The sequence below is a fragment of the Streptomyces exfoliatus genome (assembly GCF_000725545.1).
Lineage (GTDB): Bacteria > Actinomycetota > Actinomycetes > Streptomycetales > Streptomycetaceae > Streptomyces > Streptomyces exfoliatus.
Genome location: NZ_JNZP01000001.1, coordinates 142481 through 157228, shown reverse-complemented (window position 1 = coordinate 157228; position 14748 = coordinate 142481). Strand labels below are relative to the sequence as shown.

At 73.0% G+C, this 14748-nt stretch carries 13 protein-coding genes and 1 pseudogene; 5 read left to right on the top strand and 9 right to left on the bottom strand.

What is annotated here, in order from left to right:
• Positions 1–63 precede the first annotated feature (63 nt).
• Positions 64–1116: an ABC transporter substrate-binding protein gene (locus tag IO20_RS0100760; protein ID WP_030547730.1), complete on the bottom strand. Its 1053-nt coding sequence runs from the start codon at positions 1114–1116 to the stop codon at positions 64–66.
• A gap of 228 nt (positions 1117–1344) precedes the next feature.
• On the opposite strand from IO20_RS0100760, the gene IO20_RS0100755 reads away from it, so the two are divergent.
• Entirely contained in the window at positions 1345–2517 is a 1173-nt protein-coding gene (locus IO20_RS0100755) for a hypothetical protein (protein ID WP_031126575.1), read from the top strand.
• Between the two features lie 48 nt (positions 2518–2565).
• Entirely contained in the window at positions 2566–2694 is a 129-nt protein-coding gene (locus IO20_RS41950; protein WP_281181556.1) for a hypothetical protein, read from the top strand.
• Between the two features lie 108 nt (positions 2695–2802).
• Here the strand turns inward: IO20_RS41950 and IO20_RS0100745 are convergent, their stop codons facing one another.
• The 3 genes from IO20_RS0100745 to IO20_RS0100735 all read right to left on the bottom strand — a co-directional run bounded on the left by IO20_RS0100745 (position 2803) and on the right by IO20_RS0100735 (position 5789).
• On the bottom strand, positions 2803–3762 hold the full coding sequence (locus IO20_RS0100745) for a 3-oxoacyl-ACP reductase (RefSeq protein WP_030547733.1): 960 nt from the start codon (positions 3760–3762) through the stop codon (positions 2803–2805).
• 15 nt (positions 3763–3777) lie between these two features.
• Entirely contained in the window at positions 3778–4854 is a 1077-nt protein-coding gene (locus tag IO20_RS0100740; protein ID WP_030547736.1) for a Zn-dependent alcohol dehydrogenase, read from the bottom strand.
• Between the two features lie 80 nt (positions 4855–4934).
• A complete protein-coding gene (locus tag IO20_RS0100735) occupies positions 4935–5789 on the bottom strand; it encodes a MaoC/PaaZ C-terminal domain-containing protein (protein WP_030547739.1) in 855 nt (284 codons plus the stop codon).
• Positions 5790–6092: 303 nt separating this feature from the next.
• Between IO20_RS0100735 and IO20_RS0100730 the strand changes: the two are divergent.
• Positions 6093–6518: pseudogene (locus IO20_RS0100730) on the top strand (response regulator); the annotation flags it as partial.
• Positions 6519–6573: 55 nt separating this feature from the next.
• Here the strand turns inward: IO20_RS0100730 and IO20_RS0100725 are convergent.
• The 5 genes from IO20_RS0100725 to IO20_RS0100705 form a co-directional block, all read right to left on the bottom strand.
• Complete coding sequence (locus IO20_RS0100725; RefSeq protein WP_030547743.1) at positions 6574–8049, bottom strand: MFS transporter; 1476 nt, start codon at positions 8047–8049, stop codon at positions 6574–6576.
• 120 nt (positions 8050–8169) lie between these two features.
• Entirely contained in the window at positions 8170–9363 is a 1194-nt protein-coding gene (locus IO20_RS0100720) for a lipid-transfer protein (RefSeq protein ID WP_030547745.1), read from the bottom strand.
• Positions 9364–9376: 13 nt separating this feature from the next.
• A complete protein-coding gene (locus tag IO20_RS0100715) occupies positions 9377–11539 on the bottom strand; it encodes an acyl-CoA dehydrogenase family protein (RefSeq protein WP_030547746.1) in 2163 nt (720 codons plus the stop codon).
• 139 nt (positions 11540–11678) lie between these two features.
• Entirely contained in the window at positions 11679–12545 is an 867-nt protein-coding gene (locus IO20_RS0100710) for an alpha/beta fold hydrolase (protein WP_030547747.1), read from the bottom strand.
• 51 nt (positions 12546–12596) lie between these two features.
• Positions 12597–13568: an endonuclease/exonuclease/phosphatase family protein gene (locus tag IO20_RS0100705; RefSeq protein ID WP_030547748.1), complete on the bottom strand. Its 972-nt coding sequence runs from the start codon at positions 13566–13568 to the stop codon at positions 12597–12599.
• Between the two features lie 113 nt (positions 13569–13681).
• Here IO20_RS0100705 and IO20_RS0100700 point away from each other — a divergent pair, with 113 nt between their 5' ends.
• Both IO20_RS0100700 and IO20_RS0100695 read left to right on the top strand, forming a co-directional pair.
• Positions 13682–14263 carry a hypothetical protein gene (locus tag IO20_RS0100700; RefSeq protein ID WP_030547750.1) on the top strand — a complete coding sequence of 194 codons (582 nt, stop codon included), beginning with the start codon at positions 13682–13684 and terminating at the stop codon, positions 14261–14263.
• 72 nt (positions 14264–14335) lie between these two features.
• Positions 14336–14740, top strand: a complete 405-nt coding sequence (locus IO20_RS0100695) for a DUF4259 domain-containing protein (RefSeq protein ID WP_030547752.1) — start codon at positions 14336–14338, stop codon at positions 14738–14740.
• Positions 14741–14748 lie beyond the last annotated feature (8 nt).

Sequence of the window (14748 nt, the reverse complement as noted above, 5' to 3'; positions counted from 1 at the left end):
GGAAAGGCTACCTTCCTCACGTGCCCCACCGTTCTGGCCTGTGGATAACCCACCGGCCAGGGACTACTTCTTGACGAGGTCCGCGCGCAGGTCGTCGAGGACGCTGTTCGCCGCGGTCACGCCGAGGCCGAGGTACCAGGTCTCGTCCGGGACGTCCTTGGCCTGGCCGGCCTTGACCGCCTTGAGGTTCTTCCAGAGCGGGTTGGCCTGGGCGGTGTCCTTCTTGGTGGCCTTGGCGTCGCCGTACACGCCGGTGAAGATCCAGTCGGCGTCGGCCTCGTCGATCTTCTCGGGGCTGATCTCGGCGGCCAGCTCGTTGATCTGCTGGTTCTTGGGCCGCGGCAGGCCCGCGTCCTCGAGGATGGTGCCGATGAAGGACGCCTTGGCGTAGAGGCGGATCTTGCCCGGGAGGTAGCGGACCATCGAGATGGTCGGCTTGTTCGTTCCGATGTCGGTGCCGAGCTGCTTCGCCTTCGTCTCGTACGCGGCGAGCTTCTCCTTCGCCTCGGCGGTCCTGTCGAGCGCGGCGGCGTTGAGGAGGTAGTTCTCCTTCCAGGTGAAGCCCGGACGGATGGAGAACACGGTCGGCGCGATCTTCGACAGCTCGTCGTACTTGTCCGCGGCGCGGAGCTGGCTCCCGAGGATCAGGTCGGGCTGGAGGTTGGCGATGGCCTCCAGGTTGAGGTTGTTGATGGTGCCGACGGACTTCGGGGCGCCGGCGTTCTTCGCGAGGTAGCCGGGGATGCCGTCGTCGCCCTCGGAGGGGGCGTAGCCGACGGGCTGGATGCCGAGGGAGACCACGTTGTCGAGCTCGCCGACGTCGAGGACGACGACCCGCTTGGGGGCGGCCTTCAGTTCGGTCTTGCCGAGGGCGTGCGTCAGGGTGCGGGGGAACTGGCCCGCCGTGGCGTCGGTGCCCATGGCCGCGGTCTTGGCCGCCGCGTCGCCGAAGTCCTTGCCGCCGGTGGCGACGTCCTTCTTCTTGGTCGTGTCGCCCTTGGTCGTGTCCTCGTTCTTGGAGGAGTCGGATCCGGTGTCGCCTCCGCCGCAGGCCGCGAGCGAGAGCGCGGCGGCGAGGGCGACGGCGGCGGCGGTGCCGCGGCGGCGGAGGGACATGAGAAGGCTCCTGTACGGGTCCTGGCGGGGATTTCGGGCACGACCGGCCGGAGCCTGAGACTCCGTTTAGGTTCGCCTTACCTTACTCATCACGGGAAACTCCAGCACAACCACCCCCCACCCCTCAGCCGAACACGCCCACGGCCACCCTTATGTGTGAAGTGACCCTGCTCGTGTTGTTCGGCTGGAAGTGCGAAAACTAGCTTCGTGGCCGGAGGTGACGAGTCGATGACAGCGTGTGCCATCGAGACGGCGGCCGAGGACGACGACCGCGAGGGACACCGGGACGGGGCGCGCCCCGGGAGCGCCGACTGGCCGACGGGGTTCACGATCACGGCGAACGGCGCGTACGCGGCCCGGCTCGCGGGCGCCGGTGACGCCCTGTACGTGGAGAGGTGGACGCTCGACGGCCCGGAGCCGTACGCCGTGCCGCTCCCCCTCGACCAGCCGGAGGAGCCGGGCACCCGGCTGCTGCCCCTCGCGGACGGCCGCGTCCTCGTCGCCCGCCGCGTGGACGGGCGGCGGAACACCTTCTCGCTGCTCTATCCCACAGGACCGGCCACCGGCGAACTCCAGCTCGGCGCGGTGGAGGCCCCGGGCTCCGAGCACCTGGTGCTGCTGCCGCCCTCGCCCGACGGGATCTGCGCGTACGCGATGTGCGTCGGCCCCGACACGACGACGCTGTGGCTGGTGGCGGGCGGCGCCTTCGGCCCCGAGCAGGTGGCGGAGGTCAGGGGCCGCTGCACGGGCGGGGTGTGGCTCGACCGTACGGGCCGGATGCTCGCGCTCGACCGGCGGCTCGGCGACGGTCCCGTGAAGGCCGTCGCCGTCGACCTGGAGCGGGGCGGGGAGGTGACGCCGCTGCTCCAGATCACCGAGGGGAGCGACGACCGGCTGCTCCTCGCCGACCCGGACAGCGGGCTGCTCCTGATCCGCTCCGACGCGCCGTCGCCGGGGCACGACCGGCTCGGCTGGGGGGTGCTCGGGAGTCTGCTGCCGGTGCGGTTCCCGGAGTGCCTGCGGCTCGACGACGCGGCGGTGACGCCGTTCGCGGTGCAGCCGGGGCAGGTGCTGATGCCGGAGAGCTGCTCGGTGGCGCTGCGGATCGACGCGGCGGGCGGCAGCTGGGTGGGTGTCTGGCGGCCGTCGGCCCGCCGACTGGGCCATCTGGCCGCCCCCGCGGGCTGGCTGGCCGGTGCGGGCCTGTGGACGGCCGGGGGCGTGCTGCGGCTGCCGTACGCGACGGCCGGGGCGCCGTGCGGGCTCGCGGACATGGAGGCGCCGCCGGAACCGGAACCCGAGCCGCCGGTGACGGTGCCGGCGGTCGCCGAGGAGCCCCGGGTGTGCCGTCCGGTGCCGTTGCAGCAGGCGCCTCTCACCGACCGGAGACCCGCTGGTTAGAATCTCGGGCTGCACAGCAAGACCGATGTCAACGGGGTGAGTTCGACCATGTCGGAAAACAGCACGCACGGGCAGGAGCGGATCGGCTCCGGCAAGCACCGCGGTGAGGCCTCGCCGACGGAGGACTCCGCGTCCTCCCCGCACGGCCGCCACCGCCGCGAGCCGGACGCGCAGTGACGCGGTAGGTCCGGCGACGGAGCGATTCCAGTGACGCGAGGGCCCCGGGGTGTCCCCGGGGCCCTCGTGTTTCCCCACCGCTGACCGTCCTCGTCCGACGGCCCGTCCTCAGCCCTTCTTCAGCCCCAGCACCTCCGCCGCGGCGAAGGTCTCGCCCGCCGGGCGGGACGCGTAGTGCGGGGTGAGCAGGCCGTCCAGTTCCTCGTACGTGAACGCCTCCTTGGCCGTGTCGAACTTGGCCGAAACCCGCGGCCGGTCCACGACCGCCACCATCCCGCCGTGCACGACGAGCAGCTGGCCGTTGACCCCGGACGCGGCCGGGGAGGCGAGATAGCCGACGAGCGGCGCCACGTGCTCCGGGGACAGCGGGTCGAGCTCCCCCTCCCCCGGCTCGCCGCCGCTCTTGATCGCTGGAATGGCCGCGAACACGTCCTCCGTCATCCGCGTCCTGGCCCTGGGGCAGATCGCGTTGGCGGTGACCCCGTACCGGGCGAGCGCGAGCGCCGTCGAGGTGGTCAGACCGACGATGCCGCCCTTGGCCGCCGCGTAGTTGGGCTGACCGGCCGAGCCCGCGAGGAAGGCCTCGGAGGAGGTGTTGACGATCCGGCCGTAGACGCCGGTCTCCCCGGCCTTGGCGCGTCCCCGCCAGTGCACGGCGGCGAAGTGGGTGGTGTTGAAGTGGCCCTTGAGGTGGACCCGTACGACCGAGTCCCACTCGTCCTCGCTCATCGAGAAGACCATCCGGTCGCGCAGGATGCCCGCGTTGTTGACCAGGACGTCCAGCTTCCCGAACTCGGCGACGGCCAGGTCGACCAGGGCCCGCGCGGTCTCGAAGTCGGAGACGTCGCCGAGGTGCGCGACCGCCCGGCCGCCCGCCGCGCGGATCTCCGCGGCGACCTCCTCGGCGGGCGCGGCGGAGGCGGCGCCGGAGCCGTCGCGGCCGGGCTGTCCGTAGTCGTTGACGACGACGGCGGCGCCGAGCCTGGCCAGTTCGAGGGCCTCGGCGCGGCCGAGGCCGCGCCCGGCGCCGGTGACGATCGCGCTCAGCCCTTCCAGGGGGAGTGACATCGCGTGGGGGTCCTCTCAGATCTCGATGCAGGTGCGGAGCGCCACGCCCGTGCGCATCTGCTCCAGGGCCTCGTTGATGCCCGCGAGCGGCACCCGGTGGGTGATGAGCGACTCCAGGTCGATGCGGCCCGCCCGCCAGAGCGCGATGGCCCGCTCGTACGACCGGAGCACGTCCCCGCCGCCGTACATGGACGGCAGGATCCGCTTCTCGTCGAAGAACAGCTCGAACATGCTGAGCTGGAGGTAGTCGTCGAGGGCGCCGGCGCCGACGACGCAGAGGGTGCCGCCGCGGCGGGTCGTCTCGTACGCGGTGCGGGCCGTGGCGGACTTGCCGACGACCTCGAAGACGTAGTCGAAGCCCTCTCCGCCGGTGACCCGCTGCTTGGCGTCGGCGAGCGCGTCCGGGGCCACGGCCTCGGTGGCGCCGAAGCGCAGCGCGGCCTCGCGGCGCGACGCGACGGGGTCGACGGCGACGATCTGGGCGGCCCCCTGGAGCTTGGCGCCCTGGATGGCGGAGATGCCGACGCCGCCGCAGCCGATGACGGCGACGGACGAACCCGCCTCCACCTTGGCGGTGTTGATGGCGGCGCCGAGGCCGGTGGTGACGCCGCAGCCGATGAGGGCGGCGATCTCGAAGGGCACGTCGTCGGGGATCGGGACGGCGCAGCCGGCGTCGACGACGACCTCCTCGGTGAAGGTGCCGGTGCCGGCGAAGCCGAAGACGTCGCCGCCGGGGCGCTTGAAGTTGGGCGTGCCGGCGTTCATGAAGCCGGCCAGGCACAGCTGTGTCTGGCCGCGCTTGCAGGCGGGACAGCTACCGCAGGCGGGCAGCCAGCAGAGCAGCACCCGCTGGCCCTGGTCGAGTCCGGTGACGCCGTCGCCGACGTCGAGGATCTCGCCGGCGCCCTCGTGGCCGGGGATGAAGGGGGCGGGCTGCGGGAGGACGCCGCTCATCGCGGAGACGTCGGAGTGGCAGAGGCCGGTGGCCCGGACCCGGATCCGCACCTTGCCGGGGCCGAAGCCCACCGCCTCGACGTCGTCGACGACTTCGAGTTTGTCCTGGCCGATCTCGTGCAGTACGGCTGCGCGCATGGTGCGGCTCCCTCCGGGACGGATCTGAACGGATCTGAACGGATCTGGCGGATCTGGCGGATCTGGCGGATCTGGCGGATCTACGAGTGTTCGACGACCGTGTCGGCGAGTACGGGGGCGTCGTCGCGCTCCACCGCGGTGACCGTCACCTGGACGCCGCCCTCGCCCGCCCACATCCGGACGCGCAGGGTCTCGCCGGGGAAGACGATCCCGGCGAAGCGGGTGCGGTACGAGCGGACGCGGGTGACGTCCCCGCCGAGCACCGTGTCCACCACCGCCTTGAGGGTCATCCCGTACGAGCAGAGGCCGTGCAGGATCGGGCGGTCGAAGCCGGCGAGTTTCGCGAACTCGGGGTCGGCGTGGAGCGGGTTCCAGTCGCCCGAGAGCCGGTAGAGCAGGGCCTGTTCCTCGCGGATCGGTCGCTCGGCGGTGACGTCGGGCGCGCGGTCGGGGAGGGCGAGGCGCTCGGAGGGACCGCGGTCGCCGCCCCAGCCGCCCTCGCCGCGGACGAAGATCTGGGCGTCGCTGGTCCAGAGGGGCCCTTCGGCGTCGGCGGCCTCGGTGCGCAGGACGAGGACGGCGGCCTTGCCCTTGTCGTACACGGCGGCGACGCGTGAGGTGGAGACGGCGCGGCCGGCGACGGGTACCGGGCGGTGGAGCGTGACCGACTGGCCGCCGTGCAGGACGGCGGCGAGGTCGATGTCGATGCCGGGCGCGGAGAGTCCGCCGACGACGCCCATGCCGGCGCCCGCGACGGTGGCGAAGCTGGGCAGGACGTGGAGCCGGGATTCGAGGGTGTAGCGGAGCTCGTCGGGGTCGGTCGCGGGGGTGCCCGCCCCCAGCCCGAGGTGGTAGAGCTGGACGTCCTTGTGGTCCCAGGAGATCTCGGCGCTGCGGGGTTCGGCGGCGACGGCCTTTGCGGGGTCGATGGGCATCGGCTGCTGCTCCTCGTGGCTCCTCGTGCGGTGGAAGACCTCGGCGCGGCCGTCCGCACCGTCGGCCGCACCGAGGCCGTGCGGGGACCGTCCCGTACGCGGCCGTTCTAGAACGCGTTCTAGGTCGGTGGTCCCCATGTATAGCCGAGGCGGCAAGCGTTGTGAACCCTCCCGGGTCGCCCTACCTGACGATACGTCAGATGGGCGCGTCGGCACGTCCCCCGGGAGCGCGTCTGGGCGAGCGGTCCGCCACCGAAGGCCGCACCCTTGACTCGGAACGACCGCACGAGGGGAGCCGACGGAATGATCAGACTGCTGCTCGCCGAGGACCAGGGCATGACGCGCGGGGCGCTGGCCCTGCTGCTCGGCATGGAGCACGACATGGAGGTCGTGGCGCAGGTGGGCCGCGGTGACGAGGTCGTGGACGCAGCCCTGCTCTCCCGGCCCGACGTGGCCCTCCTCGACATCGGGCTGCCGGGCCGTTCGGGCCTGGACGCGGCGGCGGACCTGCGGTCGGAGGCCCCGGACTGCCGGGTCCTGATCCTCGCGACCTTCGGCCGGCCGGGCTCTCTGCGCCGGGCGATGGAGGCCGGCGCGGCGGGGTTCCTGGTGAAGGACGGCCCCGTGGAGGAGCTGGCCGAGGCGATCCGCAGGGCCCTGCGCGGCGAGACGGTCATCGACCCGGCCCTCGCCGGGACGGCCGGGGAGCCGGCGGCGGGAGACGGGCCGGGCGAGAGGCCCTAGGGGGTGTCTTGTCGATCCGGCCTGATCGGCAAGACACCCCCTAGGCCCCCTTCGTCTGCGCCCCGCCGCGGCCCGCCGGCTTGGGGAGCCAGAGGTGCATCAGGACGGCCGCCGCGATGAGGACGGCCGTCGAGACGCGGAAGGCCATCGCGTAGCCGGGGACCAGGTGGCCGGAGGACGGGTCGCCGAAGTCGGGGGCGACGGGTCCGGCCGTGGCGGCGGCGACCGTGGAGAGTACGGCGAGGCCGAGGGCACCGCCCATCGTGCGGGACGTGTTGACGAGGCCCGAGACCAGGCCCGTGTCCGCGGGGGAGGCGCTGGAGGTGGCGAGGGCTGCCAGCGGGGTGGTGGCCAGGCCGAGGCCGGCCATCATCAGGACGCCGGGGCCCAGGATCGTCCCCAGGAAGGTGCCGTCGGCCGTGAGGGTCGACTGCCAGGCGAAGCCCGCCGCGGCGACGAGGGTGCCGAGCACGGCCAGGTTCCGCGCGCCGACCGCCGGCATCAGCCGGGGTGCCAGCTTGGAGCCCACGATGACGGCGACGGAGCTGGGGACGAGCGCGAGGCCGGCCTGGAGCGGGGTGTAGGCGAGGACGCTCTGCGCGTACGTCGTCATGAAGAACCACATGCCGAAGGAGCTCGAACCGCACAGCAGGATCGCCACGTTGGCCGCCGTGACCGCCCGCGTACGGAAGATCTTCAGCGGCATCAGCGGGGCCGCCGTCCGGGCCTCGACGGCCACGAAGAGGCCGAGGAGCAGCACGCCGCCGAGGAGCGTGAGCAGGGTCGCCGGGTCCGTCCAGCCCGCCGCCTCGGTCTCGACGATGCCGTACGCGAGGGTGGCGAGACCGGCGGTGACGAGGACGGCTCCCGGCAGGTCGAGGCGGCGGCCCGCGCCGGTGCGGGACTCGCGCAGCCAGAGCAGGCCGCCCGCGAGGACCAGGACGCCGATGGGGACGTTGATGAGGAGGACCCAGCGCCAGGAGAGCAGTTCGACGAGGACGCCGCCGACGAATCCGCCCGCCGCGCCGCCCGCCGCGCCGACCGCCGTCCAGGTGCCGATGGCCCGTGTGCGGGCGGCTCCCGCAGGGACGGCGCTGGTGACCAGGGTGAGGGTGGCCGGGGAGAGGACGGCGGCACCGAGGCCCTGCACGGCTCGGGCGGCGACGAGCTGCCAGCCCTCCTCGGCGAGGCCGCCCGCGGCGGAGGCGGCGGTGAAGAGCCCGAGCCCGAGCAGGAACATCGCCTTCCGTCCGTAGAGGTCGGAAGCGCGCCCGCCGAGCAGCATGAAGCCGGCGAAGGCGATGGCGTACGCGTTGAGCACCCATTGCAGCCCCAGGGCCGAGAGCCCGAGGTCGGTCCGCATCGACGGCAGTGCCACGTTCACGACGGAGACGTCGAGGACGACGAGGAACTGGCCCGCGCAGGCGGTCAGGACGACCTTCCACGGATGGGCCGGGGGTATGGAGGGGGTGGGTGAGGTGCTCGTGGCGGAGTCCGTCTGCGACATGGATGTCATGGTCGCAGACCCCCTCCGCCCCGTACATACGCCGTGAGTCCTACGGCTTGCGCAGCAGCGAGGGCGGCGTACTCGGCCGCTACGGCTCGCGCAGCAGGGAGCAGCGGGCGTCCGCGGCCGCTACGGCTTGCGCAGCAGCGTCACCACCGCCGCCCCGCCCAGGCCGATGTTGTGCGCGAGTCCGACCCGCGCCCCCGCCACCTGCCGCGCGCCCGCCTCGCCCCTGAGCTGCCAGACCAGTTCGGCGGTCTGCGCGAGGCCCGTCGCGCCCAGCGGGTGGCCCTTGGAGATGAGGCCGCCGGAGGGGTTCACGACCCAGCGCCCGCCGTACGTGGTGGCGCCCGACTCGACGAGCTTGCCGGAGGCGCCGTCCTCGCACATGCCGAGGGCCTCGTAGGTGAGGAGTTCGTTGACGGAGAAGCAGTCGTGGAGTTCGACGACGTCGACGTCCTCGATGCCGAGTCCGGAGCGCTCGTACGCCTGACGGGCGGCGGCCCGGGACATCGGGCGGCCGACGGCGTCGATGCAGGAGCGCGAGGCGAAGGACTCCTCGGTGTCGGTGGTCATCGCCTGTCCGGCGATCTCCACGGCCCTCCCCCGCAGCCCGTGCGCGTCGACGAAGCGTTCGGAGACGACGAGGGCCGCCGCCGCGCCGTCGGAGGTGGGCGAGCACTGGAGCCGGGTGAGCGGCCGGTGGACGGACTTCGCGGCGAGGATCTCGTCGACGGTGTAGACGTCCTGGAACTGGGCGTTGGGGTTGTTCGCCGAGTGCTGGTGGTTCTTGGCCCCGACGGCCGCGAGCTGCACCTCGGTCGTCCCGTACCGCTCCATGTGCTCGCGGGCGGCGTTGCCGAAGATCTGCGCGGTGGGCGGACTCGCCTCGAAGCCGTGGGCGGCGGCCATGATGCCGTAGTGCCGGGCGACGGGAGAAGCCGAGAAGTCACCCGCCCCCGACCCGCCTCCCAGCGCTCCCCGGCTCATCTTCTCGAAGCCGAGGGCGAGGACGCAGTCGGCGATGCCGCCCTCGACGAACTGGCGGGCGGTCATGAGGGCGGTGGAGCCGGTCGCGCAGTTGTTGTTGAGGTTGTAGACGGGGATGCCGGAGAGCCCGAGTTCGTACACGGCGCGCTGTCCCGCGGTGGAGGCCTGGAAGCAGTAGCCGACGGCGGCCTGCTCCACGCGCGCGTACGGGACGCCGGCGTCGTCGAGGGCGGCGGTGCCGGCCTCGCGGGCCATGTCCCAGTACTGCCAGTCGCGGGTCTCCGGCTTCTCGAACTTCGTCATTCCGACGCCGACGACGTACGCCTTGCCCATCTTCGGTTCCCCCTCAGTCTCTCGGCAGGCCGAGCAGCCGCTCGGCGACGACATTGAGCTGTACTTGGGTGGTGCCGCCCGCGATGGTCAGGCAGCGGGACATGAGCAGCCCGTGGACGGCCCCTTCGCCGGGGCCCTCGCGCACGGCGCCTTCCGGTCCGAGGAGTTCGAGGGTGAGTTCGGCGACCTTCTGCTGGTGGAGGGTCTGGACGAGCTTGCGGACGCTGGCGCCCGCGCCCGGTTCGAGCCCGGACACCTGGAGCAGGGTGGTGCGCAGGCCGATGCACGCGAGCGCGTGCGCCTCGGCGAGGAGCGCCCCGATCCTTACGCGCACGGAGCCGTCGTGCGGCGCGGCGCGTTCGACGAGGGCTTCGAGGCCGGTGTCGAAGGCGACCTGGTCGGCCATGTGGACGCGTTCGTTGCCGAGGGTGTTGCGGGCGACCCGCCAGCCGTCACCGACCTCGCCGACGACGGCGTCGGCCGGGAGGACCGCGTCGTCGAACCAGACCTCGTTGAAGAGGGACTCGCCGGTGATCTCCTTGAGCGGCCGTACGTCGACCCCGGGGGTGTTCCGCATGTCGACGAGGAAGTAGCTGAGCCCCCGGTGCTTGGGGGCGGCGGGGTCGGTACGGGCGAGCAGGATGCCGTAATGGGCCCACTGGGCGGCGCTCGTCCACACCTTCTGGCCGTTGATCCGCCAGCGCCCGTCCTCGGTGCGTTCGGCGCGGGTGCGGAGGGAGGCGAGGTCGGAGCCGGCGCCGGGTTCGGAGAAGAGCTGGCACCAGAGGCGTTCGCCGCGCAGGGTCGGGCCGAGGTGCTCGGCCTGCTGGGCCGGGGTGCCGTGGGCGAGGAGCGAGGGCACGACCCAGGCGCCGATGCCGAGCCCGGAGACCCTGATGCCGGCCTCGTCCATCTCACGCTGGACGGCGAGCTGCTGGAGGGGTCCCGCGCCGAGCCCGTACGGCTCCGGGAGGTGCGGGGCCGCGTACCCCGTGGGGGCGAGGGCGCGCCGGGCGGCGGCGGGTTCGAGTCCGACGGCGGGGGCGAGGGCCTCGCGGGCGGCGGCGCGGTAGGCGTCGGCCTCGGGCGGCAGGTCGAGCCGGAGACCGCGGCGGACGCCGGCGGCCGCGTGCCGGAGGGCGGCGAGGCGGTGGTGGTCGCCGGCGCCGAGGAGCTGGCGGGCGACGACGGCGCGGCGGAGCAGGAGATGGGCGTCGTGTTCCCAGGTGAAACCGGTGCCGCCGAGGATCTGGATGCAGTCCTTGGCGCAGGTGTACGCGGTGTCGAGGGCGGTGGCGGCGGCGAGCGCGGCGGTGAGCGACCGGGCCTCGCTCCGGGTGGCGCGGGCGGCGTCCCAGGTGAGGGCGCGGGCCTGTTCGAGCCGGACGAGCATGTCGGCGCAGAGGTGTTTGACGCCCTGGAACCGTCCGATGGGCCGGCCGAACTGTTCGCGGGTACGGGCGTGTTCGGCGGCGGTCTCGACGGCGCGGGCGGCGGTGCCGCAGGCGTCGGCGGCGAGGAGGACGGCGGCGAGGTCGTGGACGAGGGCGGGGTCGAGGGTGAGCCGGCGAGCGGCGGGGACGGGGACGTTCCTGGCGGTGACCTCGGCGGTGGTCCGGGTGGGGTCGGCGCCGGTGTGGGGCCGCACGAGGAGCCCGGCGGTGTCCACGGCGAGCCAGACGGCGCCGTCGGTGGTGGCGGCCCGCAGGATCACCAGGTCGGCCTGGGCGCCGCCGAGGACGGGGGGCGCGGTGCCGTCGAGGAGGTACCCGTCGGCGGTACGGACGGCGGTGAGGGAGCCGGTGTCCGCGAGGTCCACGGCGCCGATCCGCTCGCCGGAGGCGAGGTCGCCGGCCAGCTCCCCGAGCCCGCCTCGGTGGAGCACCTCGGCGGCGAGGACGGAGGGGAGGTACGGCCCCGGGAGCAGCGCCCCGGCGGCCTCCTCCACGACGACGGCCAGGTCTCCCAGGTCGCCGCCGCCTCCCCCGTACTCCTCGGGCAGGTGGAGCCCCAGGAGGCCCTGTCCGGCGAGGGTGTCCCAGTACCCGGGCCGGCCGGTGGCGGGCTCGGGGGCGTCGAGTTCCTTGCGGACGTCCTCCGGGGGGACGGCGCGGGCGAGCAGGCCGCGGACGGATCGGGCGAGCTCCCGCTGTTCGTGCGTGATGGCGATGCCCATGGCGCGCAGACTAGAACACGTTCCATTCTGACGGAAGGTCAGATGCGTATCTGTTGCCCGGGCCACGCGAACGCGCAGCGAAAAGCCCCGCCGGTCCGCGCGGACGGATCGACGGGGCTCAGGCTTCGCGTGGCGCTCCTCAGCCGGGCGGCAGACCCCCGACGAACGCGGCGACCAGCTTCGCCACCAGCTCCGGAGTCTCCAGGATCATCGGATGGGTGGCGTCGATCCGGTCGACGCTGATCGTCGACCGGTCACGGGAGAGCGCGTCCAGCTCGTCGGAGACCTCGCGCGCCCACCGGGCACTGAACTCGTCGAACCACTCCATGCCGGGCGTGGGCACCGGCCGCCGGGCGGCCTGGACCACGTACAGCGGCCGCTCGACGCCGCCCAGCCAGGCGGTGACGCCGAGTTCGCCTAGCGCGTGGAGCTCGTCGACGAGTTCGAGCGCCGCCTCCCGGCGCGGCAGCGTCTGCCAGCTGCCGTCGGGCAGCGGGCGGGCGGCGGCGCGGGCGGCGGCCTCCGCCCGGTCGGCGGGAATCCCGGACCGGGCGGAGTGGGCGACCTGCCCCTCGATGTACCCGGGCGGCGCGACGATCCCGGCCCTCGCGAGCAGCCCCTCGGTCACCTGCGCGCCGCCGGGGCGGTCACGCGGCCACCAGAAGCCGTCGAGATCGACGGCGGCACGGGCGCGGGCCCGGTCGGGGTCGGCGCGGGCGTACTCGACGGCGACGATGCCGCCGAGGGAGTGGCCGACCACGACGGCCTCCGACACCCCGCGCGCGACGAGGGTGTCGGCGAGCTGCTCGACCACCGTGGAGAGGGTCCACGGGGAGACCGAGGGCGAGCCGCCGTGCCCGGGAAGGTCGACGGCGAGGACCCGGTGACCGGCGGCGGCGAGCAGCGGAGCCGCGGCGTCCCAGTCGTGGAGCGAACGTCCGTAACCGTGCAGAAGAACCAGCTGGGGGCCATCGCCCCCGAAGTCGTGTGCGCGTAAGGGAGTCATCGCACACCACCCTAGGCGAAATGTGCCGCTTCGCTCACGGATTCGAACGGACTACTGCTCCCAGGCCGCCGCGCCGCGTAGGGGGTGGTGGTCGGACATGCCCGGCGGGCAGGGCAGCGCGTCCCCGCGCACGGTCTTGAACCACTCGTAGCTCAGGAAGACGTAGTCGATCTTGGCGGCTCCGGTCGTGTGCGACGAGCAGGTCGGGCTGGCCGTCGCCTCGCCGCTGCGGCAGCGGGCTTCCGTCTGCGGGCAGTCGACGGCCGTGAAGTGCTCCTTGTCGTTCTCGTCGACCTCCTGGAACCGGCCGGTGGAACCCGTCCCGTGGTTGTAGAGGGTGTTCATGTCGGCGTGCCCGGGCACCTGGTTGAAGTCCCCCGCCAGGACCACGGGCTCGCCCGCCTGCCGGCCGGCCTCGACGAGCTTCGCCACCTCGGGGACCTGCAGGGCCGTGGCCGCGTCACTGGGGTCGATGTGGGTGTTGCAGGCGCGGGCGACGCGGGCGTCCAGCTGGGCCCGGGCGCAGAGCAGGATGCGGTCCTCCGTGTCCTTCGCGGGCGCCTCGGGGAGGAACGTGACGCTCCGCGTCCCCTCGACGATCGAGCCCGCGCCCTTCGAGAAGATCGCGAGCCCGAACCGCCGGTCGACCGGGTCCCACTGGTCGCAGTCGGAGGCGGAGGCCAGCGACGCGCCCCACACGGTGTCGTAGGAGTCCTCTCCGGTACGCCCCGCCAGGGCGTCGCGGATCAGCCTCCACTGCCCGTAGCACAGCTCCTGAAGCATGATCAGGTCCGTGTCCCAGGCGTCGATCTCCCGCACCAGACCGGTGACCCACGCGGACCTGACCGCGTCGGTGGCCTCCGGCAGCGGGCACTTCGCGCCGCACACGTTGTACGAGACGAAGCGCAGCTCCGGTGCGGTCTGCGGGGTGACCTCGTCGGCCTGGGCCGACCCGGTCCCCGCACCGAGGAGCAGACCTATCGAGAAGAGCGCGGCGAACAGCGCTCTGAACGACGCGCGCATGGGCACGTCCCTTCATGATCGGCAACGGACGGCGCATCCTCGCACAGCACACCCCACCGGCCCTCCCCTGTGGCAGCATCGTCGCGGGGAACGAGCCGTACGCAGGGGGGCACATGAGCGCGAGCTGGACGGCACTGCTGATCGCCGTGGTCGGCGTGGCGGGAACACTGGGAGCGGCGCTCCTGACACAGGTCCGTGCGGACCGCACCAAGCGCATGGAGCTCCAGGCCGCCGCCGAGCAGCGGCGCGAGGAACGCGGGCACGCCGAGGAGCTGCTCAGGGCGGAGCAGGCCCGGCAGGGGCAGCGCGAGAGCCTGGAGCGCCGACGCGCTTGCTACATCGCGCTGAACACCGCCTCGCGCCAGTACCTGACGGAGATGACCAACCACCTCCACGCGCTCGGGCGCGGTGACGGCGTCGCCGCGTCCCTGGAGAACCTGGAGGCGGCCAGGCTGGCCTACCGGGACAGCTACGCGGAGTCCCAGATGATCGTCCCCGACACGGTGTCGCGCGCTACCAGCACGGCCAAGAGACGCTTGAACGAGGCGTACGGAAAGCTCAGGAAGTACGCGGAGGAGCCCTCCCGGTACGCGGCCGAGCTGGAGGCGATGAAGGACGATCTCCACCAGGACGTCTGGCCCTACGTGGGAGCGATGAAGAAGGCCATGCGCGCGGATCTGGGCGTCGAGGACTGAGCGGCGGGTCCGTTGTCAGTGCCGCCTGTCACGCTCTCCTTGGATCTGGACGACGGAGAGAGTGAGCACACCATGGGCACCTGGGACATCGGCCCCTTCGACAACGACACCGCCGCCGACTTCTCGTACAGGGTCGACGAGGCACCGGAGGAGAAGAAGGCGGACGTGCTCCTCGCCACGTTCCGCGAGGTGACGGGGACGGGCGACGACTACCTGGACTCGGATCTGGCCGTGGAGGCCATCGCGTCGGCGGCCCTGGTCGCGGCGCAATGCCCGGGCGGCGACCCTGTCACCACCGCGTACGGCCCGAAGAAGCCCCTGCCCGTGCTTCCGGCGGAACTCCGCCCGGCGGCCGTCGAGGCCCTGGACCGGGTGCTCGTCGAGCCGTCCGAACTCCTCGAACTCTGGGAGGAGTCGGCCGGCGAGGAATGGAAGGCGGGGGTACGGAAGCTGCGGACGGTCCTGGCGGGGAGCTGACCTGTCAG